Origin of the sequence: Pectobacterium aquaticum (genome assembly GCF_003382565.3) — a bacterium.
In the GTDB taxonomy this organism is placed as follows: Bacteria; Pseudomonadota; Gammaproteobacteria; order Enterobacterales; family Enterobacteriaceae; genus Pectobacterium; species Pectobacterium aquaticum.
In genome coordinates, this window is record NZ_CP086253.1 from 3,256,185 (window position 1) to 3,279,992 (window position 23,808).

Here is a 23,808-nt window from a genome sequence, read left to right on the forward strand (position 1 = left end):
TTTTCCCCTCTCCTTACTTCCTCCTCTGCCAAATCACGTCACAAACCTATCGTTTACTGTTTGGTCAATAACACACTAAAATAGCGCCAATTGTTTTTCGAGGTACACATGAACGATAATAAAATGACCCCTGGCGAATTACGCGCCACATGGGGCTTGGGAGCCGTTTTTTCACTACGCATGCTTGGCATGTTCATGGTGTTACCTGTCCTGACGACTTACGGCATGGCCTTACAGGGGGCCAGTGAAGCGCTGATCGGTATTGCCATTGGCATTTATGGCCTGATGCAGGCTATTTTCCAGATTCCCTTTGGTTTGGTCTCCGATCGTATCGGCAGAAAACCGCTGATCGTCGGGGGGCTGCTGATATTTGCACTCGGCAGCGTCATCGCCGCACTAAGCGACTCCATCTGGGGCATCATCCTTGGTCGGGCATTGCAGGGCGCTGGCGCGATTTCTGCCGCCGTCATGGCGCTGCTTTCCGACCTGACGCGTGAGCAGAACCGAACCAAAGCCATGGCGTTTATCGGCGTCAGCTTCGGCGTCACCTTTGCTATCGCAATGGTCCTGGGGCCAATCATTACTCATACCTTCGGTTTACAGGCGCTCTTCTGGGGCATCGCCCTTCTGTCACTCGCAGGTATTGTCATTACTCTGACTCTGATTCCTTCCGCGCCTGAGCACGTTCTGAATCGAGAATCGGCGATGGTACGCGGCAGTTTCCGCAAAGTGCTCAGCAATAGCCGATTGCTGAAACTGAACATCGGCATTATGTGTCTACATATTTTATTGATGTCGAGCTTCGTGGCCCTGCCGCGCGTAATGGAATCTGCGGGCTTGATACCGCAGGACCATTGGAAAGTCTATCTGGTCACGATGCTGATCTCTTTTGTCGGCGTCGTGCCTTTTATCATTTATGCTGAAGTGAAAAGACGAATGAAGCAGGTCTTCATCGGCTGTATCGTGGTGCTGATCGCCGCAGAGGTTGTCTTACGGGCGGCGGGTAACCATCTTTGGCAAATTATCATCGGCGTACAGCTGTTCTTCCTGGCATTCAACGTCATGGAAGCCCTACTGCCATCACTGATTAGCAAGGAATCACCTGCGGGATATAAAGGCACGGCGATGGGCGTTTACTCCACCACGCAGTTTATCGGCGTGGCAATTGGCGGTAGCCTCGGCGGCGGGCTGTTTGAGCTTTATGGTGCTTCTGCCGTGTTTATGGCTGGTGCAGCCATTTCGGCTATCTGGCTACTCGTCAGCTTCACCATGCAAGAGCCGCCTTATCTCAGCAGCCTGAGAATTACACTGCCTGATTTAGCCTTGCAGGATAGTGAACTGGAACAGAAAATTCGTACCCAACCCGGCGTTGCAGAAGTTGTGGTCGTACCGGATGAGCAGAGTGCCTATGTGAAGATCGACAACAAGAAGACCAATCGGCAGGAGTTAGAACAATTAGTAGGTCGATCCTAACGCATCATGCAAAAGGCCAGCTTTCGCTGGCCTTGCTGCTCATCGACGGATGACTAAAGGTATCAATCGCGGAAGTTGGTAAACTGGAACGGCTGCCCCAGATTTCCGCCACGAATCAACGCCATCACGCCCTGCAAATCATCACGTGATTTACCGGTGACGCGAACCTGTTCACCCTGAATCTGCGCCTGCACTTTCAGCTTACTGTCTTTAATCAGCTTGATGATTTGCTTCGCCAGCGTCGTTTCAATACCTTGCTTCAGCTTCGCTTCCACGCTGTACGTTTTTCCGCTGTGTTCCATTTCTTCTGGGATTTCCAGAGAACCGCCTTCAATACCACGTTTAACCAGCTTTTCACGCAGAATATCAACCAGCTGTTGTACCTGAAAATCAGACTCGCTGGCCACTTTGATACTCTGTGATTTCTCATTCAGTTCAAAGCTGGCCGGAACATTACGAAAATCCCAACGGGTGCTCAGATCGCGCGTCGCATTTTCCACCGCGTTACGGACTTCCTGCATATCAATTTCCGAAACAATATCGAAAGATGGCATAATTCGCTCTCCTGACAAATTTGGCTGGCGAGCATAATAACCGCTCTTCTGCGATAAGCAAGATGTCAGACACAATCCCGATTTTTACTCGGCATCCGGCAAACAGGCCGAATAACACAAGCTCGTGACATGAATGATAGCCTATCATGGCAGAACGACAGCGCCCGCATCAAATAGGGGAGACGTACATGAAAATCACCGTTCTTGGCTGTGGCGCGCTGGGTCAACTTTGGCTCGCTGCGTTACATCAGCAAGGGCATGATGTCCAAGGATGGCTGCGCATTCCGCAACCGTATTGTCCAGTCAATGTCACTATGCTGGACGGCCAGCACTGTAATCACAACCTGACAGCGAACGACCCCGATCATCTTGCCCAAAGCGAACTTCTGCTGGTGACGCTAAAAGCCTGGCAGGTTTCCGATGCCGTTACCGTGCTGTTGCCGAAGCTCAACCCACAGTGCACGATTCTACTTTTACACAATGGGATGGGCACTCGGGAAGAATTACCGCCGCTACAACAGCCGCTAGTACTTGGTATCACCACCCACGCCGCCCGACGCGACATCAATAACGTCGTACACGTTGCGGCAGGCACAACGCATATTGGCACGTTTAATGGCGACAGTAGCCAAAGCCATTTAGCTGAAGTGCTGCATCAGGCCTTGCCGGATGTGGCTTGGCACACCAACATTAGCGCCACCTGCTGGCTGAAGTTGGCAGCTAACTGCGTCATCAACCCGCTCACGGTGAAATATCACTGCACCAATGGCGAGCTTTCTGCCTACCCAGAACTGATTGCATCGCTTTGTCAGGAAGTGACCAGCGTCATGGAACGGGAAGGCTTCCATACATCGCGAGACAGCCTGCTGCTCTACGTGAATCAAATTATTCAGAACACTGCGGCAAACACCTCATCGATGTTGCAGGACATCATTGCCCAGCGGCATACCGAAATTGATTATATTACCGGGTATTTACTGCACCGCGCGCGCCTCCACGGCCTGACGCTCCCCGAAAATGCCCGTCTGTTTGACTACATTAAGCAAAAGGAAAATGATTATGACCGCATCGGCACTGGTGTGTCTGGCACCTGGTAGTGAAGAAACTGAAGCCGTCACGACCATCGATTTGCTTGTCCGGGCAGGCATTCAGGTCACGCTTGCCAGTGTAGCCAGCGATGGCAATCTGGAAATCGTCTGCTCACGCGGGGTAAGGCTGCTGGCGGATGCGCCACTGGCTACCGTTGCCGATCGGCCTTTCGATGTGTTGGTGTTACCGGGCGGCCTACAAGGTGCGGAGTGCTTCCGCGATAGCCCAATACTGGTGGAATGCATTCGACAAGCACATCTGGAAGGGAAAATTGTCGCTGCGATGTGTGCAACGCCTGCGCTGGTACTGGAGTATCACCAATTGTTCCCCGTAGGAAATATGACGGGTTATCCGGCGTTTAAGGATAAGATTGCGCCAGAAAAATGGATGGAAAAGCGCGTCGTCTACGATCCGCGTGTGAATCTGTTAACCACGCAGGGACCGGGCACCAGCATGGATTTCGCTTTGAAGATCATTGATTTGCTGCTGGGAAAAGAAAAAGCCGCCGAAGTCGCCGCACAGCTCATCCTGCCACCGGGAATTCATAACTATCGCGATTAAGACTGACAAAAAAGGCGCTTGCGCGCCTTATTTCTATTACGGACGGTATACCTTCACATTGCTGAAACCTTGCTCACGCAGGTACAGCGCCTGCAAGCGGCTCATCACGCCACGCTCGCAGTAAAGCAGATAGGTTTTGCTCTGATCCAAATCGCCAAACTGCGTACCCAGCTTGTAGAACGGTAAAGATTTTATTTCGACCTGATCCAGCTCAAGCGGCTTATCGTCCTGTTCATCCGGCGCACGGATATCCAGCAGCACGTCGGTTGGCGCAAACGACGCGACCGTTTCGACTTCAACCACGTCTTGTTTGGTCTGCTCGGCGATCTCACGGATATCAATATTCCGGGCTTCACTCACCACGCGATCCAGGATAGCAAAATCAAAGTGGCCTTCTTCGGCCTCGATCTTCGCTTTTACCGCCTTCACCGTCGGGCTTTTGGAGATCACACCACAGTATTCCGGCATCGTTTTGGCGAAATCTTCCGTCCCCAGTTCACGAGCCTGTTTGATAATATGTTCTTTATCGTGAGAAATCAGCGGACGCAGAATCAGCGTGTCAGAGGCGTTATCGATCAAACGCAGGTTGGTCAGCGTCTGGCTGGACACCTGCCCTAACGCTTCACCAGTCACCAACGCCTGAACACCGTAACGCTCAGCAACTTTGGAGGCCGCGCGCACCATCATGCGCTTCAGCACGACGCCCATCTGGCCATCGTCGACCTTCTCGAGAATTTCACCCACAACAGGATCGAAGTCGATAGCAATAAAACGCACCCGATGTGAGCTACCAAAGCGGTTCCACAGATAGTGTGCGACCTGTTTCACCCCAATCTCATGGGCTGCACCACCGAGGTTGAAGAAGCAGTAGTGCACACGGCATCCGCGACGCATCAACATATAGCTGGAGACGCCGGAATCAAAACCACCGGAAATCAATGACAGCACATCTTCCTGAGTACCAATCGGGAAACCGCCGATACCTTCATAGCGCCCTTTAATCAGCAGTAGACGATCCTGCTCGATTTCCAGATGCACGGTGACCTGCGGTGTCGTGAGGTTAACTCGCGCCGTATCAATGTGCTGGTTCAAACCGCCGCCGACGTAGCGTTCTACGTCCTGTGAGCTGAATTCATGCTTACCACGGCGTTTCACTCGCACACAAAACGTCTTGCCTTCCAACCGCTCACGGTACAACGCCAGCGCTTGTTCAAAGATATTGTGCACGTCGGTATAGGCGTGATCTTCAACTTCTAGAATATGGTGAATACCCGGAATTCTTGTCAGCGCATCACGAATTGCCTCACGCTGGCTTTCGTCTTTGGCCCGAACTTCGATATGATCCCAGTGACGGACAACCGCCAGCGTTTCATCATAGTGTTTTAATACGTTGCGAATGTTTCCGGTGAGAATCTTGATAAAGCGCAACCGCACAGATTGGCTCTTGATGGTGATTTCCGGGAACAATTTAATGATAAACTTCATGGTGGCTGTCGTTACTTGGTCAGAAAGGCGTAAATAAATTTACCCTGAGCACTAAAATCACGTTATCGGTAAAATCAGCCAGAACAGAGATGATTTTACCGATAGCATCCAGGGCGCGGAGTATATCATTATATGAAGATATACTGTGCGCTTTAACCGTATAATTGTTGCGCATCCACGGATGACCACACGCAACACCACGCTCTGCCGCCACAAGCCAACGGCGTATAACACCAGGATTCTGAAACCACTATGCCTAAGAAGACCGAGCAGCCAGTCAGCTTTGAAAGCTCGCTGAACGAACTGGAAAAAATCGTTACCCGCCTTGAATCAGGCGAACTGCCGCTGGACGATGCACTAAATGAGTTTGAGCACGGCATCCAGCTCGCTCGCCAAGGTCAGCAAAAACTGCAACAAGCGGAACAGCGCGTACAAATCCTGCTAAGCGACGATCCAGATGCGTCGCTGTCACCGTTTACACCGGATAACGACTCGCTATGACCGATTTCAGCACGCAATTGAATGCGCATTACCAACGCACTAACCGTATGTTGGGGCATTTCATCGCCAGTCTCCCCTTTCAGAGTAGTCCACTGGTCAATGCGATGGAGTATGGCTCACTCTTAGGAGGCAAACGCCTGCGTCCGTTTCTGGTTTATACTACTGGTGAACTGTTTGGCATGTCGTTAGAGAGTCTGGATGCCCCTGCTGCGGCAGTCGAATGTATCCATGCTTATTCATTGATTCATGACGATCTGCCGGCAATGGACGACGACGATTTACGCCGTGGACAGCCAACCTGCCACATCAAGTTTGGTGAAGCTAATGCCATTCTGGCGGGGGATGCACTGCAAACGCTGGCATTCTCCATTCTGGCCGACGCGCCAATGCCGCAGGTCTCTGACCGCGATCGACTGGCGATGATCTCAGAATTGGCTCACGCCAGTGGCGTAGCAGGCATGTGCGGTGGTCAGGCTTTCGATCTGGAAGCCGAGGGCCATCAGGTTGATCTGGCCGCGTTAGAGCGGATTCATCGACACAAAACCGGTGCATTGATTCGTGCCGCTGTCCGACTAGGCGCACTGGCAGCCGGCGAAACAGGCCGCGCCGCGTTGCCCCATCTGGATCGCTACGCTAACGCAATTGGGCTCGCTTTTCAGGTTCAAGACGATATTCTCGATGTTGTTGGCGACAGCGCGACAACAGGCAAACGTCAGGGTGCAGACCAGCAGTTAGGTAAAAGTACCTATCCCAGCTTACTGGGGCTAGATAACGCACGAAAAAAAGCACAGGAGCTCTATCAGGAATCACTGGCATCACTGGACGATCTCGTCGCATCCAGCCCGATTCCCCTGAATATTGCCCCACTACAAGCGCTGGCGAATTTCATCGTTGAACGCGATAAGTAATTACCTAATGAGTCTCTATGAGTTTTGATACCGCGAAGTACCCTACATTGGCGTTAGTGGAAACACCGGATGAACTTCGGCTGTTGCCGAAAGAGAGCCTGCCAAAGCTGTGCGATGAGCTGCGCCAATATCTGCTGGATAGCGTCAGCCGTTCAAGCGGCCATTTTGCTTCAGGGTTAGGGACGGTTGAATTAACGGTTGCACTGCATTACGTCTATAACACCCCTTTCGATCATCTGGTGTGGGATGTCGGCCATCAGGCTTATCCGCACAAGATCATTACCGGCCGTCGCGAACGTATTTCAACGATCCGTCAAAAAGGCGGTTTGCACCCTTTCCCATGGCGTGATGAAAGCGAATATGACGTATTAAGCGTCGGGCATTCATCCACCTCAATCAGTGCCGGACTGGGCATGGCCGTTGCGGCCGAGCGTGAAGGCAAAGGCCGTCGTACCGTTTGTGTGATCGGCGACGGCGCGATTACCGCAGGCATGGCCTTTGAGGCGATGAACCACGCAGGCGACATCAAATCCGATCTGCTGGTGGTGCTGAACGACAATGAAATGTCGATTTCAGAAAACGTCGGCGCACTGAACAACCATCTAGCGCAGTTGCTATCCGGCAAGCTCTACGCCAGCCTGCGCGAAGGCGGTAAAAAAGTCTTATCCGGCCTGCCCCCCATCAAAGAGCTGGTGAAACGCACCGAAGAACACCTTAAAGGCATGGTCGTGCCGGGCACGCTATTTGAGGAACTGGGTTTTAACTATATCGGCCCAGTTGACGGTCATGACGTTCAGGCGCTGGCGCATACGCTGAAGAACATGCGTAATCTGAAAGGCCCGCAGCTTCTGCACATCATGACGAAAAAAGGCAAAGGTTACGCCCCTGCCGAGCAGGATCCGATCAGTTGGCATGCGGTGCCGAAATTCGATCCGGCCAGTGGCACGCTGCCGAAAAGCAAAGAAGGCGCGCAACCTACCTATTCAAAAATCTTCGGTCAATGGCTACAGGAAACGGCCGCCAAAGACAGCAAGCTCATGGCGATCACGCCTGCCATGCGCGAAGGATCTGGCATGGTGCAATTCTCCCGCGACTACCCACAGCAATATTTTGACGTAGCGATTGCCGAACAGCATGCCGTCACGTTTGCTGCCGGTCTGGCCGTCGGTGGCTATCATCCTGTCGTCGCCATTTACTCGACGTTCCTGCAACGTGCCTACGATCAGGTCATCCACGATGTGGCGATCCAGAATCTACCGGTTCTGTTTGCTATCGATCGGGGCGGTATTGTCGGGGCGGATGGACAAACGCATCAGGGCGCGTTCGATCTCTCTTTCTTACGCTGTATCCCGAACATGATCATCATGACACCCAGCGATGAAAATGAGTGTCGCCAGATGCTGCACACGGGCTATCACTATCAGAAAGGCCCTACGGCAGTACGCTATCCGCGTGGAAACGGTACGGGTACGGCACTGACGCCACTATCAGAGCTGCCAATCGGTAAAGGTGTGGTGCGTCGTCAAGGCGAAACGATCGCGATTCTGAACTTCGGTACACTATTGCCGGAAGCTCAGGCTGCGGCAGAGAAGTTAAACGCCACCCTCGTCGACATGCGTTTTGTTAAACCGCTGGATGAAGCGTTACTTGAAGAGCTGGCGCAGTCTCACAGTACGTTTGTGACGTTGGAAGAGAATGCGGTCATGGGCGGCGCAGGGAGCGGCGTGAATGAGTTCCTGATGGCGAAACGCCTTGCTGTCTCGGTGCTGAACATTGGGCTACCGGACGTCTTTATCCCACAAGGTTCTCAGGAAGAAATCCGTGCCGATCTGGGTCTGGATGCCGCTGGCATCGAGCGCAGAATCACGCAGTGGATGGAATAAGCCGCTAACGATAACCGGGGCACATGGCCCCGGTTCAATAATGTCAGTCGCTCAATAACACAATAGCGTCAGAATATTGGCCAGTGATAGCCGATGAAATAGATAATTCCCGCAGAGATCACCCCCGCGACGATATCGTCGATCATGATGCCCATACCGCCATGCACGTTGCGATCGAACCAGCGAATCGGCCAGGGTTTCCAGATATCCAGACAGCGGAAGACGACAAAACCAGCCGCCACCCATTGCCAGTTATCCACCGGGAGCGCCATTAGGGTAATCCATATACCGACAAATTCGTCCCAGACGATGCTGCCGTGATCGTGAACGCCCATATCTTTCGCGGTCTGATGACACAGGTAAACACCGATACAAATGCTCAGCATGACCAACAGCGAATACAATTCAAGCGGCAGGAACGACATGACGTACCACAGTGGAATCGCCGCCAATGACCCCACCGTACCCGGCATCCAAGGAGACAGACCGCTGCCAAACCCGGTTGCCAGCAAGTGCCACGGGTTACTCAGCCGTAAGCGGCGTTTTGCCACTTCAGCACCTTTCGCCTTGTTCGCAGAGTCAGTTTTGCTCGCTAAAATGGTCATACCCCTTCCAGTTCAGCTCGGTCGCTTTATTATCTCTGAAAAAGCGTAACCCTTCAGAGGAAGGCCCGATTTGCCCAATGCAGGTGTAGTCAGCGCCGAGATGCCCCAAGGCCAGTTCCAGCGCCCCACGGTTAATTTCCGGCACGGTGAAGCACAGCTCATAGTCTTCGCCGCCAGATAGCGCCCAACGCAACGCCTGTTCTTCATCGACGCAGCCCCGTAGCCAATCAGATTGTGGGATCGATTCCAGATTGATACGCGCACCGCACTCGCTGGCTTTAAGTATATGCTGCAGATCGGAGATGAGGCCGTCGGAAAGATCGATGGCCGAGCTGGCCAGATCGCGCAACGCCTGCCCTTGCAGGATTCTCGGCTGAGGACGGAGGTGACGTTGGAGCAGTCTCTGACGCGTCTCTTCATCATCAACGTACAGTGTATTCTGGAGGATAGCCAGACCCGCCGCGCTGTCGCCTAATGAACCAGTAACATAAATCCAGTCACCAATTCTGGCTCCGCGACGCGTCAGCGCCCGACCTGCTGGCACCAAACCGTGGATAGTCAGCGTCAAGCTCAGCGGGCCGCGCGTCGTATCACCCCCCACCAGTTGCATACCATAATAATCAAGCAGCTCAAACAAGCTGTCGCTGTACGCGGATAGCCACTGGCTATTGTTTTTAGGTAGGGTAATGGCCAGAGAAAGCCAGGCAGGATCGGCCCCCATTGCCGCCAGATCGCTTAAATTGACCGCCAGAGATTTGTAACCCAGATCGGCGGGATCGATATCAGGTAGGAAATGAACACCAGATACCAGCGTATCGGTACTCACCGCCAGCATCTGCTTATCTGCCACCGTCAGTAACGCGCAGTCATCACCGATGCCCAACTCGACATCGCGACGTGAACTTCGGACCCGATTAAAATAGCGGGCAATAAGGTCAAACTCGCCTTCAACCATAACCTTTCCAGCCAGCCTATCATTCAAAAGCGATCAGGGCCGGATATCCGGCCCTGATTCGATTCGTTTTACTTCTTGCCTTTCCGTACACTCGGAGCAGCTTTATCTAGCACGCCATTCACAAACTTATGGCTATCTTCGGCACCGAAGATTTTAGCCAGTTCGATGGCCTCGTTAATCGCCACCTTGTAAGGAACGTCTTCGCGCTTGCTCAGCTCAAACATCGCCAAACGCAGAATCGCTTTTTCAACCTGTCCCAATTCCTCAATTTGACGAGACAGGAAAGGTGCCATCAGTTGATCAAGCTTCTCAGCCTGAGTGGCAACACCCGCCAGCAATTCACGGAAATAGGTAATGTCGACATCTTTGACATCCTGCTCGCTCAGGAATTGGTGTTCAACATCGGCAATATCATTTTTAGATAACTGCCAGGAGTAAAGCGCTTGAACCGCACATTCACGAGCGCGGCGACGAGCAGCAGGTTTCACGGAATTCCCCTTACTTAATCAGGCTGACTTAATCGCCTTCAATACATTAATCATTTCTAGCGCGGTCAAAGCAGCTTCAGCACCTTTGTTCCCCGCTTTCGTACCGGCACGCTCAATCGCCTGCTCAATGCTTTCCGTCGTTAGAACGCCGAAAGCGACAGGGATTTCACTGTCCATCGCAACAGAGGACAGGCCTGAGCTACATTCACCAGCAACAAATTCAAAATGCGCTGTTCCACCACGGATGACCGTTCCCAGAGCAATAACGGCATCATATCCGCCATTTTTCCCACTTTTGGTCAGCGCACGAACCGTCAATGGCAGTTCGTAAGCCCCCGGCACCCAGACAACGGTGATGTTTTCGTCTTTAACCTGACCGATGCGTTTCAATGCATCAATCGCACCGTCCAGCAGGCTGTCGTTAATAAAATGGTTAAAACGCGCAATCGCAATCGCTACACGGGCATCAGGAGTAGCAACAACACCTTCAATAACGTTCATAGCTTTCCTTGTATCTGGTCTTTATGGCCCGCTAGGGGGGCGGATTCTATCATAATTTTTGCTGGCACGTATCCGGTTTTGTCGGACCTGCACCAGCTATTTACATACACATCAGAATTTAGGTTTCAGGCACAATCGCAAATCTGGGCCAATCTGGCGAACGTCTACGATATCAAACTCTGGTGCCTGAGACAGCTGATCCAGTCCAGGTAAGAGGCACAGCGAACGGGCATTTTCACCCAACAATTTGGGGGCAAGATAAACGATAAGTTCATCAACAACGCCAGCATTAAGTAGCGCACCAGCCAGACTGGCTCCGGCTTCGACCCAAACAGAGTTAATCTGCCGTCTCCCCAGCACCATCATCAGCGCAACCAGATCAACGCCACCATTGTGCTGCGGTAGCATCACTTGTTCAACGCCCTGCGGCCACACTTGTTCGTCCGCCTGCACGCGTGCCAGCCAGGTCTCACCCAGTTGGTTAACAATCCGATGCTGTGGCGTGACGCGCTGCTGGCTGTCCACAATCACCCGCACGGGCTGCCTGAGATCCGCTTCTGAATAGTGTTTCTGCACATCGCCCCCCAGCTCTGACCAGCGGACGGTAAGAGAAGGATCGTCAGCTAGCACTGTCGCACTGCTGCTCAGAATCGCTGCGCTCTGCGCACGAAAACGCTGCACATCCTGCCGCGCCAGCGGTGAGGTGATCCACTGGCTTTCTCCCGACGCCATTGCTGTTCGCCCATCCAAAGATGCCGCCATTTTGAGCTGCACGTAAGGAAAGCCTGTCCGCATACGTTTCAGGAAGCCTACATTCACTTTCTCTGCTTCAGCCATCATCAAGCCATGACTAACGGCAATTCCCGCTTGCTGTAAGCGATGCAAACCACGACCCGCCACCTGTGGATTCGGATCTTGCATCGCAGCAACCACGCGGGAAACACCAGCAGTAATCAATGCATCGGCGCAAGGCGGCGTTCGCCCATGATGGCTACAGGGTTCCAACGTGACATAAGCCGTCGCACCACGCGCACGTCCCCCCGCCATTCTCAGCGCATGCACCTCTGCGTGGGGTTCGCCAGCACGAAAATGATAGCCTTCACCTACAATTTCGCCATCACGAACAATCACACAGCCAACATTGGGGTTGGGTGCTGTCGTGAAACAACCACGGCGCGCCAACTCTAACGCGCGCGCCATATATAATTCATCCTGCGGCAAGTGGCCGTTTTCCTGAAAAACGCTCATTTCCGAACCTCTTATCCCCGTCGCGTTGACGCGACTTAATCCTGCAAACGCGCAATCTCTTCGCCAAATTCGCGGATATCTTCAAAGCTGCGATACACCGATGCAAAGCGGATATAAGCCACTTTATCCAGCTTTCTCAACGCTTCCATCACCAGATTCCCCACCATCTTGGTGGTAACCTCACGTTCTCCGGTAGCACGAAGATGAGATTTAATGTGATTAATCGCCATTTCGACGTCATCAGAACTGACTGGCCTTTTTTCCAGCGCTTTCAGCATGCCGCTGCGCAATTTATCCTCATTAAAAGGCTCGCGCACTTCATTGCTTTTGATGACTCGCGGCATCACCAGTTCAGCCACTTCAAACGTGGTGAAGCGTTCATGACAAACCAGACACTGCCGACGACGACGGACTTGCGAACCTTCGCCGACCAGACGGGAATCAATGACTTTGGTATCAACAGCGGAACAAAACGGGCAATGCATGATGTGTCCTGACCAGTAATCCTTAACGTAGCGACAGTTTACCCTGAATTAACGGACTAACCAAAACTCCTGATCCGCGTTGCGAAGGGTTTCGCATCTCTTCCCGTAATAGGATGAAAAAAGCTGTCTCACCTATGACTTAGGCTTAATCGCAGCTAAACTCAGCAACAGGGATCAACGGATCAATAAATAAAAACATCGAAAGGGGAACCACAGATATGAGAACCCGATATCGCGTACTGACCTTCCTGCCAGCGCTACTTTTGCTCGCGGGATGTTCTGAACAGCGCCAGATGCCCAAATTGCAGAACCAGATAGGCCAACTCAATCAGCAATTGCAAACGCTGACCGATCAGGCCACAGCATTAGAGCGACAAAATGCGTTGAATTCCCTGTCCACCTCCGGCATTTATTTACTGCCTGCGGCGCAAACTAGCACCGTGCTAGAAAGCCGTATTGGTAGACTCAATGTGTCGTTGCGCAATATCGAGACTGAAGCGAACGGAACAAGCGCGTTGTTGCACATTCGCACGCTTGATGCAAAGGGGCTACCAGCCTTTGGCGCACAGCTTGATTGGGGGAGGCTCGACCCCGTGAGCGGGAAACCTTTAACGGGCGACACGCAAACACAGTCGTTTGTCGTCTCTCCCACACTATTACCAAAAGCCGAGGCGATTATTGAATTGCGCCTGAGCGGCCTGTCGCCGGAAGAACTCGGCTTTGTTCGTTTGCATCAGGTTCAGGAAATACAGAGCCCACCGCCCGTTGCCGCAACCGAGTCCCCTTAATTAACGCATTTCCTAACGCACAAATGCAAAAAACCCCGCGGCGACGCGGGGTTTTTCATATTTACAGTCAGCAGATTAAGGCAGGATAGACGGTTGGTCCGCCCCTTCTTTTTCCACTTTCTGAACGATCAGGTTTTCACGCTTCATACCCAGTTTCAACGCCAGAGCGGAAGAAACATAGATAGAAGAAATCGTACCGATGATCACACCGATAAACATCGTCAACGAGAAGCCATGCAACAAGGCTCCACCGAAAACCATGAGGATCACAATCATCGCCAGCGTGGTCGCTGATGTGATGATGGTACGATGCAACGTCTGCGTCAGAGAGATGTTGGTAATTTCGTAAGGTGTGCCACGACGAACCTTGCGGAAATTCTCACGAATACGGTCAGACACCACGATCTTATCGTTAAGCGAATAACCAATTACCGACATCAGCGACGCAATGATCGTTAGGTCTATCTCAATAGAGAACAGAGACAACAGACCCATCGTGATGATCACATCGTGCCCCAAAGCCAGTACAGCCCCCAAAGCAAGACGCCATTCAAAACGGAAACCGATATAAATGAGGATAGCAATCAGCGCAGACATCAGCGCCAATGCGCCCGCCTGTGCCAAATCACTCCCCACACTCGGCCCGACGAATTCAATACGTTTCACCGTCGCATGCTGCTGGAAGGTGTCATTCACTACCTTCAGCACTTTGTTACCGAGCGCTTCGTTCTCGCTGCCAGAAACGGGTGGCATACGGACCATCACATCACGGCTGCTACCGAAATTCTGCACCTGCGGCTCTGAAAACCCAGAGGTCTCTAATGAACTACGCAGGACATCGAGATCGATCGGTTTCTCAAGGTTAATCTCAATGACCGTACCACCGGTAAAATCGAGTCCCCAGTTGAAACCACGTACACCCATAATCGCGATAGAAGCGATGATCAGCAAAGCGGAAATGGCAAATGCCAATGTGTCCCAGCGCATGAAATCATGGACTTTACGCCCATGATTGAGTTGTTCAATGTTGTATTCCTGTTCCTGTGCCACAACGCACTCCTAGATAGACAGCTTGTTGATACGTTTACCGCCGTAAAGCAGGTTAACGATGGCACGAGTACCGACGATCGCCGTAAACATTGAGGTCGCAATCCCAATCGCAGTCGTGATAGCAAACCCTTTGATAGAACCGGTACCAACCGCATACAGGATGATGACTTTAATCAACGTCGTGATGTTCGCATCAACAATCGAACTGAATGCACCTTTGTAGCCCTCATGAATGGCCTGTTGCACGGAGCGACCATTACTGAGTTCTTCTTTGATACGTTCGTTAATGAGTACGTTAGCATCGACTGCAACCGCCAGCGTAAGCACGATACCTGCGATACCCGGCATGGTCAGCGTCGCCCCTGGCAGCAGCGACATCACGCCGACAATCAACACCAGGTTAGCAACCAGAGCACTGGTTGCGATAACACCAAACTTCTTGTAGAAGAAGACCATAAAGAGGATCGATGCGATCAAGCCCCACAAACAGGCTTCCAGCCCCTGAGTGATGTTTTGCATCCCCAGCGTTGGCCCAATAGTACGTTCTTCAACGATCTGGATCGGTGCAATCAGCGCACCCGCACGCAACAACAGAGAAAGCTGACGCGCTTCGTTCGGGTTATCAATGCCGGTAATACGGAAGCTGTTACCTAGTCGCGACTGAATCGTCGCTACGTTGATCACTTCTTCGTGTTTTTCCAATATCGAACGGCCAGTCGCATCTTTCTTGCCGCTGTCTTTGTATTCCACAAAGAGCGTCGCCATCAGCTTACCGATACTGTCTTTGGTGAAGTTAGACATGGTGTTGCCACCCGCGCTGTCCAGAGAAATATTCACCTGAGGCTGGTTGTATTCATCCGTACTCGATGTCGAATCGGTAATATGGTCGCCCGTCAGAATCACACGCTTGAACAACACCACAGGTGAGCCGTCACGCATGTTCTTCACTTCAGAGTCGCCCGGCACGCGGCCGTTCGCCGCTGCGGTTGCATCAGCATTACTGTTTACCAGACGGAATTCCAGCGTAGCGGTTGCACCAAGAATTTCTTTCGCGCGCGCCGTGTCCTGAATACCCGGTAACTCAACGACGATACGGTCAGCACCCTGACGCTGTACCAGAGGCTCAGCAACACCCAGTTGGTTCACACGGTTACGCAGGATATTGATGTTCTGCTGTACGGCGTATTCACGTGCTTCACGCAGACGTTCGTCAGACATCACTGCGCGTAGCAGGTTGCTGTCGCTGCTGCTGAGAACCAAATTACGGTGACGAATCGTAAGATAATTGAGGCCGTCATCACGCGTTTGAGCATCACGGAAACGAATTTCGACACCGTAATTATCAATTTTACGCACGGAGGCATAAGGAATGTTCTTCTCACGCAGATCGCTGCGCAAAGAGTCCATGGTTTGTTCTTGTAGTTTACCCAGCGCCGTATCCATATCCACTTCCATCAGGAAGTGAACGCCGCCGCGCAGGTCAAGCCCCAATTTCATCGGTTCAGCGCCCAACAACCGCAGCCAGGTTGGCGTAGCAGGTGCAAGGTTAAGTGCAACGACGAACTTTTCCCCCAGCTCATTAACGAGCGCTTCACGCGCGCGGAGCTGAACATCAGGGTTAGAGAAGCGAGCCAGAATTGCACCATTTTCCAATGCAATCGACTTACTGGTAATGTTCTGTTCTTTTAAAACATTCTGGACTTGGATCAGCGTCGTTTCGCTGGCGGCGGTTCCCCGCGCGCCAGTAACTTGTACCGCCGGATCCTCACCATATAGGTTAGGAAGTGCGTAGAGCAGGCCGACGAACAACACCACGACCAGCATCAGGTACTTCCACAAAGGATAACGATTTAACACGGCAGTTCCCTTCGGAAAAATCGGAAATTACAGGGCCTTAATCGTGCCCTTCGGCAGCACGGCAGCCACGAAATCACGTTTGATAACCACTTCATTGGTCTCGTTCAACGCAATCGCAATATAGCCAGTTTCGGACACTTTGGTTACGCGACCAACCAGACCACCGGTCGTTAATACTTCATCGCCCTTGCCGATAGAATCCATTAACTTTTTGTGTTCCTTGGCGCGTTTTTGCTGAGGACGCAGGATCATAAAGTAGAAAATCAGACCAAAAACGGCCAGCATAATAACCAGAGAGTACGGGCTTCCCTGAGCCGGAGCGCCAGTTGCAGCTACAGCATCGGAGATGAAAAGACTCATTTAAATATCCTCTTTTTTGTCAAAAGATAAGCTATCAAAAAGATAAGTTATCAACCTTACAATCGTGAAAACGCTTCACAGCAAAATGCAATTCATAGCAAACGGGCTGTCAGTTGCTTGTGGCAACGTCTTTTTCAGCAAGCGGCGGAATGGGTTTGCCTATCCGTTGGTAAAAATCCACCACAAAGTGCTCTAATTTACCCTCTTCAATGGCCTGACGTAAACCCGCCATTAAACGCTGATAATAGCGCAAGTTATGAATGGTATTGAGTCGTGCGCCGAGTATTTCGTTGCAACGGTCAAGATGATGCAAGTAGGCGCGGCTATAATTGCGACACGTGTAGCAATCACAGTGTTCATCCAGCGAGCTAACGTCATCTTTATGCTTCGCATTACGGATTTTCACTACGCCATCAGTCACGAAGAGATGCCCGTTACGTGCGTTGCGCGTTGGCATCACGCAGTCAAACATATCGACACCACGGCGGACACCTTCAACCAAGTCTTCTGGTTTGCCAACGCCCATCAAATAGCGTGGTTTATCTTCTGGAATCTGCGGGCAAACGTGCTCCAGAATACGGTGCATATCTTCTTTCGGCTCACCTACCGCCAAACCGCCCACAGCGTACCCATCAAAGCCAATGTCTACCAGCCCTTTTACGGATACATCACGTAAATCTTCGTAAACACTTCCCTGAATAATACCGAACAGCGCATTTTTATTCTCCAGCTCATCAAAACGCTGACGGCTGCGTTTCGCCCAGCGCAGTGACATCTCCATCGAGCGCTTGGCGTAATCCCAATCAGCAGGGTACGGCGTACACTCATCAAAGATCATGACGATGTCGGAACCGAGATCGTGCTGAATCTCCATCGATTTTTCCGGGCTCAGGAAAATCGAATCCCCGTTGATCGGGTTACGGAAATGCACGCCCTGTTCGGTAATCTTGCGAATATCGCCGAGGCTGAACACCTGAAAACCGCCGGAGTCCGTCAGAATCGGGCCGTGCCAGTTCATGAAGTCGTGCAGATCGCCGTGCAGCTTCATGATTTCCTGACCGGGACGCAGCCACAGATGGAACGTATTGCCGAGCAAAATCTGTGCGCCAGTTTCTTTCACTTCTTCCGGCGTCATGCCTTTCACCGTGCCGTACGTCCCCACGGGCATAAAAGCCGGGGTTTCCACTACGCCACGTTCAAAAATTAATCTGCCGCGTCGCGCACGGCCGTCCGTTGTTTGTAATTCGTACTTCACTTAGCCTCCGGCATCAGAAAAACAGTCTGATGGTAATGATGTATTAACGCCTGACAGAGCGTGGTCTGTGACGTTCCTATTATGTGGAAAGCGGGTTTATCCCACTTTTTCCTGTTCGGCCATCGGGTTGTGCGTAATGAACATCGCATCACCGTAGCTGAAAAAACGATATTGCTCTGCCACCGCCTGACGGTAGGCAGACATCGTGTTCTGGTAACCGGCAAAGGCCGACACCAGCATGATTAACGTCGATTCGGGTAAATGGAAATTGGTCACTAGCGCATCAATAATGCGGTAGTGATAGCCCGGATAGATGAAAATTTTGGTATCGCCGAAGAACGGTTCGATCGCCGCATTCTGGCTGGCCTGCGCGGCACTTTCCAGTGAACGTACCGAAGTGGTGCCAACGGCGATCACGCGGTTTCCCCGCGCTTTGCACGCCAGAACAGCATCAACGACGTCCTGCGGCACTTCGGCATATTCGGCGTGCATGATGTGATCTTCAATCGTGTCGACGCGTACAGGCTGGAAAGTCCCCGCCCCGACGTGCAGCGTAACGAACGCCATATCGATGCCCTTATCGCGCAGCGCGGCCAACATCGGCTCATCAAAATGCAAGCCTGCCGTCGGTGCCGCTACGGCACCCGGACGCTGGCTATACACCGTCTGATAAAGCTCGCGGTCGGCGTCTTCATCAGGCCTGTCGATATAAGGCGGCAACGGCATGTGGCCGATATCATTCAGAATCGACAGGACATCGCGAGCATCATCGAAATGCAGCTCAAATAGCGCATCGTGGCGAGCGGCCATCATGGCCTTGACGCTTTCGTCATCGCCGAGCAGCAGTTCTGCGCCCGGCTTCGGCGCTTTTGACGCCCGAACGTGCGCCAGCACCCGATGATCATCCAACACGCGCTCAACCAGCACTTCCAGCTTGCCGCCGCTGGCTTTACGACCAAACAAACGAGCGGGAATCACACGCGTATTGTTGAACACCAGAAGATCGCCGGGATTCAGTTTATCCAGCAAATCGGTAAACACACCGTGCGTCAGATTTCCCGTCGGCCCGTCCAGCGATAGCAGGCGGCAACCACTGCGTTCCGCTTGTGGATAATGGGCAATCAATGATTCAGGAAGTTCAAACGAAAAATCGGTAACACGCATGGCAATTCACTTAGCTGTAATACATTAAAAATGGGCGGCCTAGTCTAGAGCCGCAAGCGCATGGCTGCAAGAAATAAGCACACGGCAGGCGTAATGCATCACAGTCAAAGTCGGCGGTTTCCCACTTTGCCATGTAAGAGGGCGTGCACAATAAAAGAAGAAACGGATATACTATTCCAATGAATTTTCTCGCTCATCTCCATCTGGCCACGCTGGCCGACAGCTCCCTATTAGGTAATCTGATGGCGGATTTCGTGCGCGGTAACCCGCAGGACAGCTACGCTGACGAGATCGTCGCGGGTATTCGTCTGCATCGTCGTGTTGATTCACTGACCGACAGCCTGCCGGAAGTCAAACAGGCACGTCAGTATTTCAGCGATGAATTCCGCCGCGTGTCGCCGATTACGCTAGATGTGCTGTGGGATCACTATCTTGCGCGTCACTGGCTACAACTGGTGCCGGACACGCCCTTACAAGCCTTTATCGACAGCGCGCAATCACAAATCGAGCCGCATCTGGCACTGACGCCTGAACGCTTTCAGAACCTGAATCGCTATCTGTGGCCGGAACGCTGGATGACGCGTTACGCAGAGCTGCCGTTTATCGCCGATGTGCTGCACAGAATGTCGGTACGCCGCCCGAAACTGGCCGCGCTGTCCGGCTCTTTTCAGGATATCGAGCAGCACTATCACCAATTTGAAACACTTTTCTGGCAGTTTTATCCACGGATGATGCAATTAGCGAAAGCGCAGCAGTTATAAGATCGCGATTTTTCCGTTTTTCTACGCGGTGTATACCCTTGTATCTTGAAGTTTAGGTATTATTGACAATGTAGGTTTGGCACGGTTCATGTAGCCTGGTTTACCCTGGGGTTTCTAAGCCCGTTATTTAGCTCATTGCGCATGAACCGCGTCACTCATCTGAAACCCGTACAGTTGTTTGACCTCATTTCGTATTTGCAAGGAGGGGTAAAAATGAGTCTGCCAAATTTACTTCACATCGGCATTGATGTTTCCAAAGCCTCCCTCGATGTCGCTATCGGTTCCGCATTGCCGCCCTTTTCCGCCAGGAATGACCTCGATGGCTTTGACGCTATTCTGGCTGAACTGGCAAAACATCCTGTTTCCCTTATCCTCATGGAGGCTACTGGTGGCCTCGAAGCCCCACTCGCTTGTTCGTTACAAGCCGCTGGGTTTGAGGTCGTGGTTATCAACCCACGTCAGGCCAGAGACTTCGCGCGGGCCATGGGATACCTCGCCAAAACCGACACGATTGATGCCAAAGCCTTGGCTATGATGGCCGAGGTCATCGACCGTCATCCTGAGCGCGAACGTTTTATTCAACCGCTGCCAGACCCTCAACGTCAGGCTCTGGCGGCTCTCGTCACTCGCCGACGCCAACTCGTGACCATGCTTGTCGCTGAACGTAACCGCCTTACTCAGGCTCATCCTCAGGCTCGTAAGAGCATAAAAACGATTATTGATGCGCTGAAACACGAGCTGGCTCGCATAGACCACGACATGAACAGGCATGTTCAGATTCACTTCAGCGCCTTGTCCGGTTTACTCAATAGCGTCAAAGGCGTCGGAACCACGACCACCGCTACGTTGCTGGCAGAGATACCCGAACTGGGAAAACTCTCGCGCCGCGAGATTAGTGCGCTGGCAGGCGTCGCGCCCCTCAATCGGGACTCTGGCAAAATGCGGGGCAAGCGGACAATATTTGGTGGTAGGGCCCACGTCCGTAGCGTGTTGTATATGGCAACGTTGGTCGCGACTCGGTTTAATCCGGTGATTCACGCGTTTTATACGCGTCTCGTGACGGCGGGCAAACCGAAAAAAGTCGCGCTGGTTGCCTGCATGCGCAAACTTCTGACTATTCTGAACGCTATGCTCAAAACGGGTAAGGAATGGGATGCGTCTTTTCACCTGATTACCTCATGAAAAATAGTGTTCAAGACAGTTGCTAAATAATTCGAGTTACGTGACAAAACGTGAGCGTTTTGAACAACGCTCTGCGTTGGTCCTTTAGGACAAGGCCGCATGGCCTTGTAACGCGGCAAGCGTACGAATCCCCAGGAGCTTACTCAAGTAAGTGACTGGGGTGAGTAAGAGTAGCCAACGCACAAGCAGCTTGAAGTATGACGGGTATTGTCCTTTCCATCAAAAGGGCTAATGTAGCCTCTTGAAAGGAAATAGCGATGAGTTCAATAGACAGAAGCTATCTCATTGATTGGTCTCTTTGCCTGTATTCACTCAGGCAGAATCCCTATACTAATCGCTGTTTTTTTATATCATCCGATCATTAACCGCTATCTACAGGAGTAATTATGGTCCTGGTAACTCGTCAAGCCCCAGACTTCACCGCAGCTGCCGTTTTAGGCAGTGGCGAAATCGTCGAAAATTTCAACCTGAAGAAGCACATCAACGGTAAAGCTGCCGTGATCTTCTTCTGGCCGATGGACTTCACCTTCGTTTGTCCGTCAGAGCTGATTGCTTTCGATCATCGCTATGCCGAGTTCAAGAAACGCGGTGTAGAAGTGGTTGGCGTGTCCTTCGACTCCGAGTTTGTTCACAACGCATGGCGTAAAACCCCTGTGGACAAAGGCGGCATCGGCGAAGTGCAATACGCGATGGTTGCTGATATCAAACGCGAAATCCAGAAGGCCTACGGCATTGAGCACCCAGAAGCCGGTGTTGCACTGCGTGGTTCTTTCCTGATCGACAAAAATGGCGTGGTTCGTCACCAGGTGGTGAACGATCTGCCGCTGGGTCGTAACATCGATGAAATGCTGCGTACCGTTGACGCCCTGCAATTCCACGAAGAGCACGGCGAAGTGTGCCCGGCACAGTGGGAAAAAGGTAAATCCGGTATGGGCGCGTCACCAGACGGCGTAGCGAAATACCTGTCTGAGAACGCAGACAAGCTGTAATTCCTCATCCTGCCGACATGGCAATATGATGACCAAGCCAGTTGCTATGCAGCTGGCTTTTTCTTTACCTGTAATTTATCCCTCTGTTCTTCTTCACATCTCACTACATCTTCCCAGCGATATCTTAAATAATACAAAAGGTTGACTAGGGGTGCTAAATCCTTAGCCTTAAAGCCACATCGTGTTAATGCACGACAGATTCATTGGAATAAAAGGAGAACGCATGCAACAAAATCTCGCGCTGTGGCTGAGAGAAGCTGGAATAGAACACGCTAGCATCATTGCGTTACTGATTGTTCTTGGGTTGATATTGCTCATTTCTGCCGTCATCCACCTGATTTTTCATCAGGTGGTGCTGAAAAGAATGGTACTGCGTTCACTCAATAAGCCCGGAAAAACCGAGGGGCACGGGTGGAAACAGGCGCTGACGCAACACAACTTGTTTAACCGGCTGGCCTTCTTGCTACAAGGGGTGATCCTGAATATTCAGGTCTTTGTGTGGCTTCCCTCGCAGAGTGAAACCCGTGAAGCACTCATCATCTGTTCCCAAGTGTGGATCATGGTTTTTGCGCTGCTGTCCCTATTCTCGCTCCTCGATGTTCTGCTCAACGTTTCCGCCCGAACCAAAGTCGCGGCCCAATTACCGCTGCGCGGTATCTTCCAGAGTCTGAAACTGATCGCCACCATTGTTATCAGCATTATGGTGGTGTCACTGCTCATCGGGAAATCGCCGCTGATTCTGATTAGTGGGTTAGGCGCAATGGCCGCCGTCCTGATGTTAGTGTTCAAAGATCCGATTATGGGATTGGTCGCGGGCATCCAACTCTCCGCCAACGACATGTTAACGCTGGGAGACTGGCTCGAAATGCCCAAGTACGGCGCTGACGGGGCCGTTATCGATATCGGGCTGACAACGGTAAAAGTGAGAAACTGGGATAATACCGTCACCACCATTCCCACCTACGCGTTAGTATCGGATTCTTTTAAGAACTGGCGTTCGATGTCGGAATCAGGGGGCAGACGCATCAAGCGCAGTATCAATATCGATACCACCAGCGTGCATTTTATGACGGAAGACGAGCAGGCGCGATTGCTGCGCAGCAAGCTGCTGTCGCCTTATATTCAGAACAAGAAGAGTGAACTGGAGCAACATAATGCACAGTCCGACTCCGACCTGACATCACCGCTGAACGGCCGTCGTCTGACGAATTTAGGCACGTTCCGCGCCTACCTTCAGGTATATCTGCGCACCCATCCGGGTATTCATAAAGGGATGACGCTGATGGTGCGGCAGCTTGCGCCAACGTCAGAAGGGGTACCGCTGGAAATTTATGCGTTCACCAACACGACCGCCTGGGTCGATTATGAAAGCATTCAGTCTGACATTTTCGACCATATCTTTGCGATCTTACCGGAGTTCGATCTCCGTATTCATCAAATCCCAACCGGCCACGATATGCGGGTCATGACCCAGCAAATGACGGCCCCGAAAGCGTAATATCTCATGCAAAAGAACGAAAGCGGCTGACAAACCTATTTACCGAATGAAAACGGGTGTGACGGTATAGAAGAGTAAAGCGTTTGCGCCAGGGATGGCGCAAGCCGAGCGTACATGGACGTATTCACAGCGTCTTTACGATCTATCCGTTACTCCCGCTCTGCGGAC

24 protein-coding genes are annotated in these 23,808 nt (G+C 52.0%); 11 read left to right on the top strand and 13 right to left on the bottom strand.

Annotated features, from left to right (window positions below; genetic code table 11):
- Positions 1-108: 108 nt before the first annotated feature.
- A complete protein-coding gene (locus DMB82_RS15120) occupies positions 109-1,473 on the top strand; it encodes an MFS transporter (RefSeq protein WP_116163828.1) in 1,365 nt (454 codons plus the stop codon).
- Between the two features lie 62 nt (positions 1,474-1,535).
- Here the strand turns inward: DMB82_RS15120 and DMB82_RS15125 are convergent, their stop codons facing one another.
- Positions 1,536-2,027, bottom strand: a complete 492-nt coding sequence (locus tag DMB82_RS15125; RefSeq protein ID WP_010282093.1) for a YajQ family cyclic di-GMP-binding protein — start codon at positions 2,025-2,027, stop codon at positions 1,536-1,538.
- A gap of 188 nt (positions 2,028-2,215) precedes the next feature.
- On the opposite strand from DMB82_RS15125, the gene panE reads away from it, so the two are divergent.
- Positions 2,216-3,124 (top strand): 2-dehydropantoate 2-reductase, encoded by a 909-nt coding sequence (gene panE / locus DMB82_RS15130; protein WP_102116779.1) that lies wholly within the window; start codon positions 2,216-2,218, stop codon positions 3,122-3,124.
- Positions 3,087-3,677, top strand: coding sequence for a protein deglycase YajL (gene yajL / locus DMB82_RS15135; RefSeq protein ID WP_010282087.1), 591 nt, complete (start codon positions 3,087-3,089; stop codon positions 3,675-3,677). The genes panE and yajL overlap by 38 nt, the downstream gene beginning before the upstream one ends.
- 36 nt (positions 3,678-3,713) lie before the next feature.
- On the opposite strand, the gene thiI is transcribed toward yajL, so the two are convergent.
- Entirely contained in the window at positions 3,714-5,162 is a 1,449-nt protein-coding gene (thiI, locus tag DMB82_RS15140; RefSeq protein ID WP_116163830.1) for a tRNA uracil 4-sulfurtransferase ThiI, read from the bottom strand.
- A gap of 252 nt (positions 5,163-5,414) precedes the next feature.
- Between thiI and xseB the strand changes: the two genes are divergently transcribed.
- The 3 genes from xseB to dxs are packed head-to-tail and all read left to right on the top strand — an operon-like array spanning position 5,415 to position 8,454.
- Entirely contained in the window at positions 5,415-5,663 is a 249-nt protein-coding gene (gene xseB / locus DMB82_RS15145; RefSeq protein ID WP_102116781.1) for an exodeoxyribonuclease VII small subunit, read from the top strand.
- Complete coding sequence (gene ispA / locus DMB82_RS15150) at positions 5,660-6,571, top strand: (2E,6E)-farnesyl diphosphate synthase (protein WP_010299087.1); 912 nt, start codon at positions 5,660-5,662, stop codon at positions 6,569-6,571. The genes xseB and ispA overlap by 4 nt, the downstream gene beginning before the upstream one ends.
- A 17-nt stretch (positions 6,572-6,588) precedes the next feature.
- The gene (gene dxs, locus DMB82_RS15155; protein WP_102116782.1) at positions 6,589-8,454 is read left to right on the top strand and encodes a 1-deoxy-D-xylulose-5-phosphate synthase; all 1,866 of its coding nucleotides are present in this window, start codon (positions 6,589-6,591) and stop codon (positions 8,452-8,454) included.
- Positions 8,455-8,522: 68 nt separating this feature from the next.
- Here the strand turns inward: dxs and pgpA are convergent, their stop codons facing one another.
- The 6 genes from pgpA to nrdR all read right to left on the bottom strand — a co-directional run bounded on the left by pgpA (position 8,523) and on the right by nrdR (position 12,736).
- Entirely contained in the window at positions 8,523-9,059 is a 537-nt protein-coding gene (gene pgpA, locus DMB82_RS15160; RefSeq protein WP_116163832.1) for a phosphatidylglycerophosphatase A, read from the bottom strand.
- Complete coding sequence (gene thiL / locus DMB82_RS15165; protein ID WP_102116784.1) at positions 9,034-10,014, bottom strand: thiamine-phosphate kinase; 981 nt, start codon at positions 10,012-10,014, stop codon at positions 9,034-9,036. The genes pgpA and thiL overlap by 26 nt, the downstream gene beginning before the upstream one ends.
- Before the next feature lie 68 nt (positions 10,015-10,082).
- Positions 10,083-10,502: a transcription antitermination factor NusB gene (gene nusB, locus DMB82_RS15170; protein ID WP_010282066.1), complete on the bottom strand. Its 420-nt coding sequence runs from the start codon at positions 10,500-10,502 to the stop codon at positions 10,083-10,085.
- An 18-nt stretch (positions 10,503-10,520) separates the two neighbouring features.
- Positions 10,521-11,003, bottom strand: a complete 483-nt coding sequence (ribH, locus tag DMB82_RS15175) for a 6,7-dimethyl-8-ribityllumazine synthase (RefSeq protein ID WP_102116785.1) — start codon at positions 11,001-11,003, stop codon at positions 10,521-10,523.
- A 111-nt stretch (positions 11,004-11,114) separates the two neighbouring features.
- Positions 11,115-12,251: a bifunctional diaminohydroxyphosphoribosylaminopyrimidine deaminase/5-amino-6-(5-phosphoribosylamino)uracil reductase RibD gene (ribD, locus tag DMB82_RS15180; protein WP_116155830.1), complete on the bottom strand. Its 1,137-nt coding sequence runs from the start codon at positions 12,249-12,251 to the stop codon at positions 11,115-11,117.
- A gap of 35 nt (positions 12,252-12,286) precedes the next feature.
- Positions 12,287-12,736 (bottom strand): transcriptional regulator NrdR, encoded by a 450-nt coding sequence (gene nrdR, locus DMB82_RS15185; protein WP_005975999.1) that lies wholly within the window; start codon positions 12,734-12,736, stop codon positions 12,287-12,289.
- A gap of 218 nt (positions 12,737-12,954) precedes the next feature.
- Between nrdR and DMB82_RS15190 the strand changes: the two genes are divergently transcribed.
- Entirely contained in the window at positions 12,955-13,524 is a 570-nt protein-coding gene (locus tag DMB82_RS15190) for a SadB/YajI family lipoprotein (RefSeq protein ID WP_102116787.1), read from the top strand.
- Positions 13,525-13,599: 75 nt separating this feature from the next.
- On the opposite strand, the gene secF is transcribed toward DMB82_RS15190, so the two are convergent.
- The 5 genes from secF to queA form a co-directional block, all read right to left on the bottom strand.
- Positions 13,600-14,511 carry a protein translocase subunit SecF gene (secF, locus tag DMB82_RS15195; protein WP_226887577.1) on the bottom strand — a complete coding sequence of 304 codons (912 nt, stop codon included), beginning with the start codon at positions 14,509-14,511 and terminating at the stop codon, positions 13,600-13,602.
- 72 nt (positions 14,512-14,583) lie between these two features.
- On the bottom strand, positions 14,584-16,431 hold the full coding sequence (gene secD / locus DMB82_RS15200) for a protein translocase subunit SecD (RefSeq protein WP_102116789.1): 1,848 nt from the start codon (positions 16,429-16,431) through the stop codon (positions 14,584-14,586).
- Positions 16,432-16,458: 27 nt separating this feature from the next.
- Entirely contained in the window at positions 16,459-16,791 is a 333-nt protein-coding gene (gene yajC / locus DMB82_RS15205; RefSeq protein ID WP_010282033.1) for a preprotein translocase subunit YajC, read from the bottom strand.
- Between the two features lie 109 nt (positions 16,792-16,900).
- Positions 16,901-18,046, bottom strand: a complete 1,146-nt coding sequence (gene tgt, locus DMB82_RS15210) for a tRNA guanosine(34) transglycosylase Tgt (RefSeq protein ID WP_039485440.1) — start codon at positions 18,044-18,046, stop codon at positions 16,901-16,903.
- 96 nt (positions 18,047-18,142) lie between these two features.
- Entirely contained in the window at positions 18,143-19,210 is a 1,068-nt protein-coding gene (gene queA, locus DMB82_RS15215; protein ID WP_116163834.1) for a tRNA preQ1(34) S-adenosylmethionine ribosyltransferase-isomerase QueA, read from the bottom strand.
- A 179-nt stretch (positions 19,211-19,389) separates the two neighbouring features.
- On the opposite strand from queA, the gene DMB82_RS15220 reads away from it, so the two are divergent.
- The 4 genes from DMB82_RS15220 to DMB82_RS15235 all read left to right on the top strand — a co-directional run bounded on the left by DMB82_RS15220 (position 19,390) and on the right by DMB82_RS15235 (position 23,640).
- Positions 19,390-19,971, top strand: a complete 582-nt coding sequence (locus DMB82_RS15220; protein ID WP_116163836.1) for an acyl carrier protein phosphodiesterase — start codon at positions 19,390-19,392, stop codon at positions 19,969-19,971.
- 213 nt (positions 19,972-20,184) lie between these two features.
- Positions 20,185-21,153, top strand: coding sequence for an IS110 family RNA-guided transposase (locus tag DMB82_RS15225; RefSeq protein ID WP_102119603.1), 969 nt, complete (start codon positions 20,185-20,187; stop codon positions 21,151-21,153).
- A gap of 386 nt (positions 21,154-21,539) precedes the next feature.
- Positions 21,540-22,142 carry a peroxiredoxin C gene (locus DMB82_RS15230; protein ID WP_010299049.1) on the top strand — a complete coding sequence of 201 codons (603 nt, stop codon included), beginning with the start codon at positions 21,540-21,542 and terminating at the stop codon, positions 22,140-22,142.
- Positions 22,143-22,365: 223 nt separating this feature from the next.
- Positions 22,366-23,640: a mechanosensitive ion channel family protein gene (locus tag DMB82_RS15235; protein WP_116164577.1), complete on the top strand. Its 1,275-nt coding sequence runs from the start codon at positions 22,366-22,368 to the stop codon at positions 23,638-23,640.
- Positions 23,641-23,808 lie beyond the last annotated feature (168 nt).

Excerpts from the sequence above, each read along its gene's own strand:
- DMB82_RS15120 (WP_116163828.1), top strand. The coding sequence starts at position 109 with ATGAACGATAATAAAATGACCCCTGGCGAATTACGCGCCACATGGGGC.
- DMB82_RS15125 (WP_010282093.1), bottom strand. The coding sequence starts at position 2,027 with ATGCCATCTTTCGATATTGTTTCGGAAATTGATATGCAGGAAGTCCGT.
- panE (WP_102116779.1), top strand. The coding sequence starts at position 2,216 with ATGAAAATCACCGTTCTTGGCTGTGGCGCGCTGGGTCAACTTTGGCTC.
- yajL (WP_010282087.1), top strand. The coding sequence starts at position 3,087 with ATGACCGCATCGGCACTGGTGTGTCTGGCACCTGGTAGTGAAGAAACT.
- thiI (WP_116163830.1), bottom strand. The coding sequence starts at position 5,162 with ATGAAGTTTATCATTAAATTGTTCCCGGAAATCACCATCAAGAGCCAA.
- xseB (WP_102116781.1), top strand. The coding sequence starts at position 5,415 with ATGCCTAAGAAGACCGAGCAGCCAGTCAGCTTTGAAAGCTCGCTGAAC.
- ispA (WP_010299087.1), top strand. The coding sequence starts at position 5,660 with ATGACCGATTTCAGCACGCAATTGAATGCGCATTACCAACGCACTAAC.
- dxs (WP_102116782.1), top strand. The coding sequence starts at position 6,589 with ATGAGTTTTGATACCGCGAAGTACCCTACATTGGCGTTAGTGGAAACA.
- pgpA (WP_116163832.1), bottom strand. The coding sequence starts at position 9,059 with ATGACCATTTTAGCGAGCAAAACTGACTCTGCGAACAAGGCGAAAGGT.
- thiL (WP_102116784.1), bottom strand. The coding sequence starts at position 10,014 with ATGGTTGAAGGCGAGTTTGACCTTATTGCCCGCTATTTTAATCGGGTC.
- ribH (WP_102116785.1), bottom strand. The coding sequence starts at position 11,003 with ATGAACGTTATTGAAGGTGTTGTTGCTACTCCTGATGCCCGTGTAGCG.
- ribD (WP_116155830.1), bottom strand. The coding sequence starts at position 12,251 with ATGAGCGTTTTTCAGGAAAACGGCCACTTGCCGCAGGATGAATTATAT.
- nrdR (WP_005975999.1), bottom strand. The coding sequence starts at position 12,736 with ATGCATTGCCCGTTTTGTTCCGCTGTTGATACCAAAGTCATTGATTCC.
- DMB82_RS15190 (WP_102116787.1), top strand. The coding sequence starts at position 12,955 with ATGAGAACCCGATATCGCGTACTGACCTTCCTGCCAGCGCTACTTTTG.
- secF (WP_226887577.1), bottom strand. The coding sequence starts at position 14,511 with ATGCGCTGGGACACATTGGCATTTGCCATTTCCGCTTTGCTGATCATC.
- yajC (WP_010282033.1), bottom strand. The coding sequence starts at position 16,791 with ATGAGTCTTTTCATCTCCGATGCTGTAGCTGCAACTGGCGCTCCGGCT.
- queA (WP_116163834.1), bottom strand. The coding sequence starts at position 19,210 with ATGCGTGTTACCGATTTTTCGTTTGAACTTCCTGAATCATTGATTGCC.
- DMB82_RS15220 (WP_116163836.1), top strand. The coding sequence starts at position 19,390 with ATGAATTTTCTCGCTCATCTCCATCTGGCCACGCTGGCCGACAGCTCC.
- DMB82_RS15225 (WP_102119603.1), top strand. The coding sequence starts at position 20,185 with ATGAGTCTGCCAAATTTACTTCACATCGGCATTGATGTTTCCAAAGCC.
- DMB82_RS15230 (WP_010299049.1), top strand. The coding sequence starts at position 21,540 with ATGGTCCTGGTAACTCGTCAAGCCCCAGACTTCACCGCAGCTGCCGTT.
- DMB82_RS15235 (WP_116164577.1), top strand. The coding sequence starts at position 22,366 with ATGCAACAAAATCTCGCGCTGTGGCTGAGAGAAGCTGGAATAGAACAC.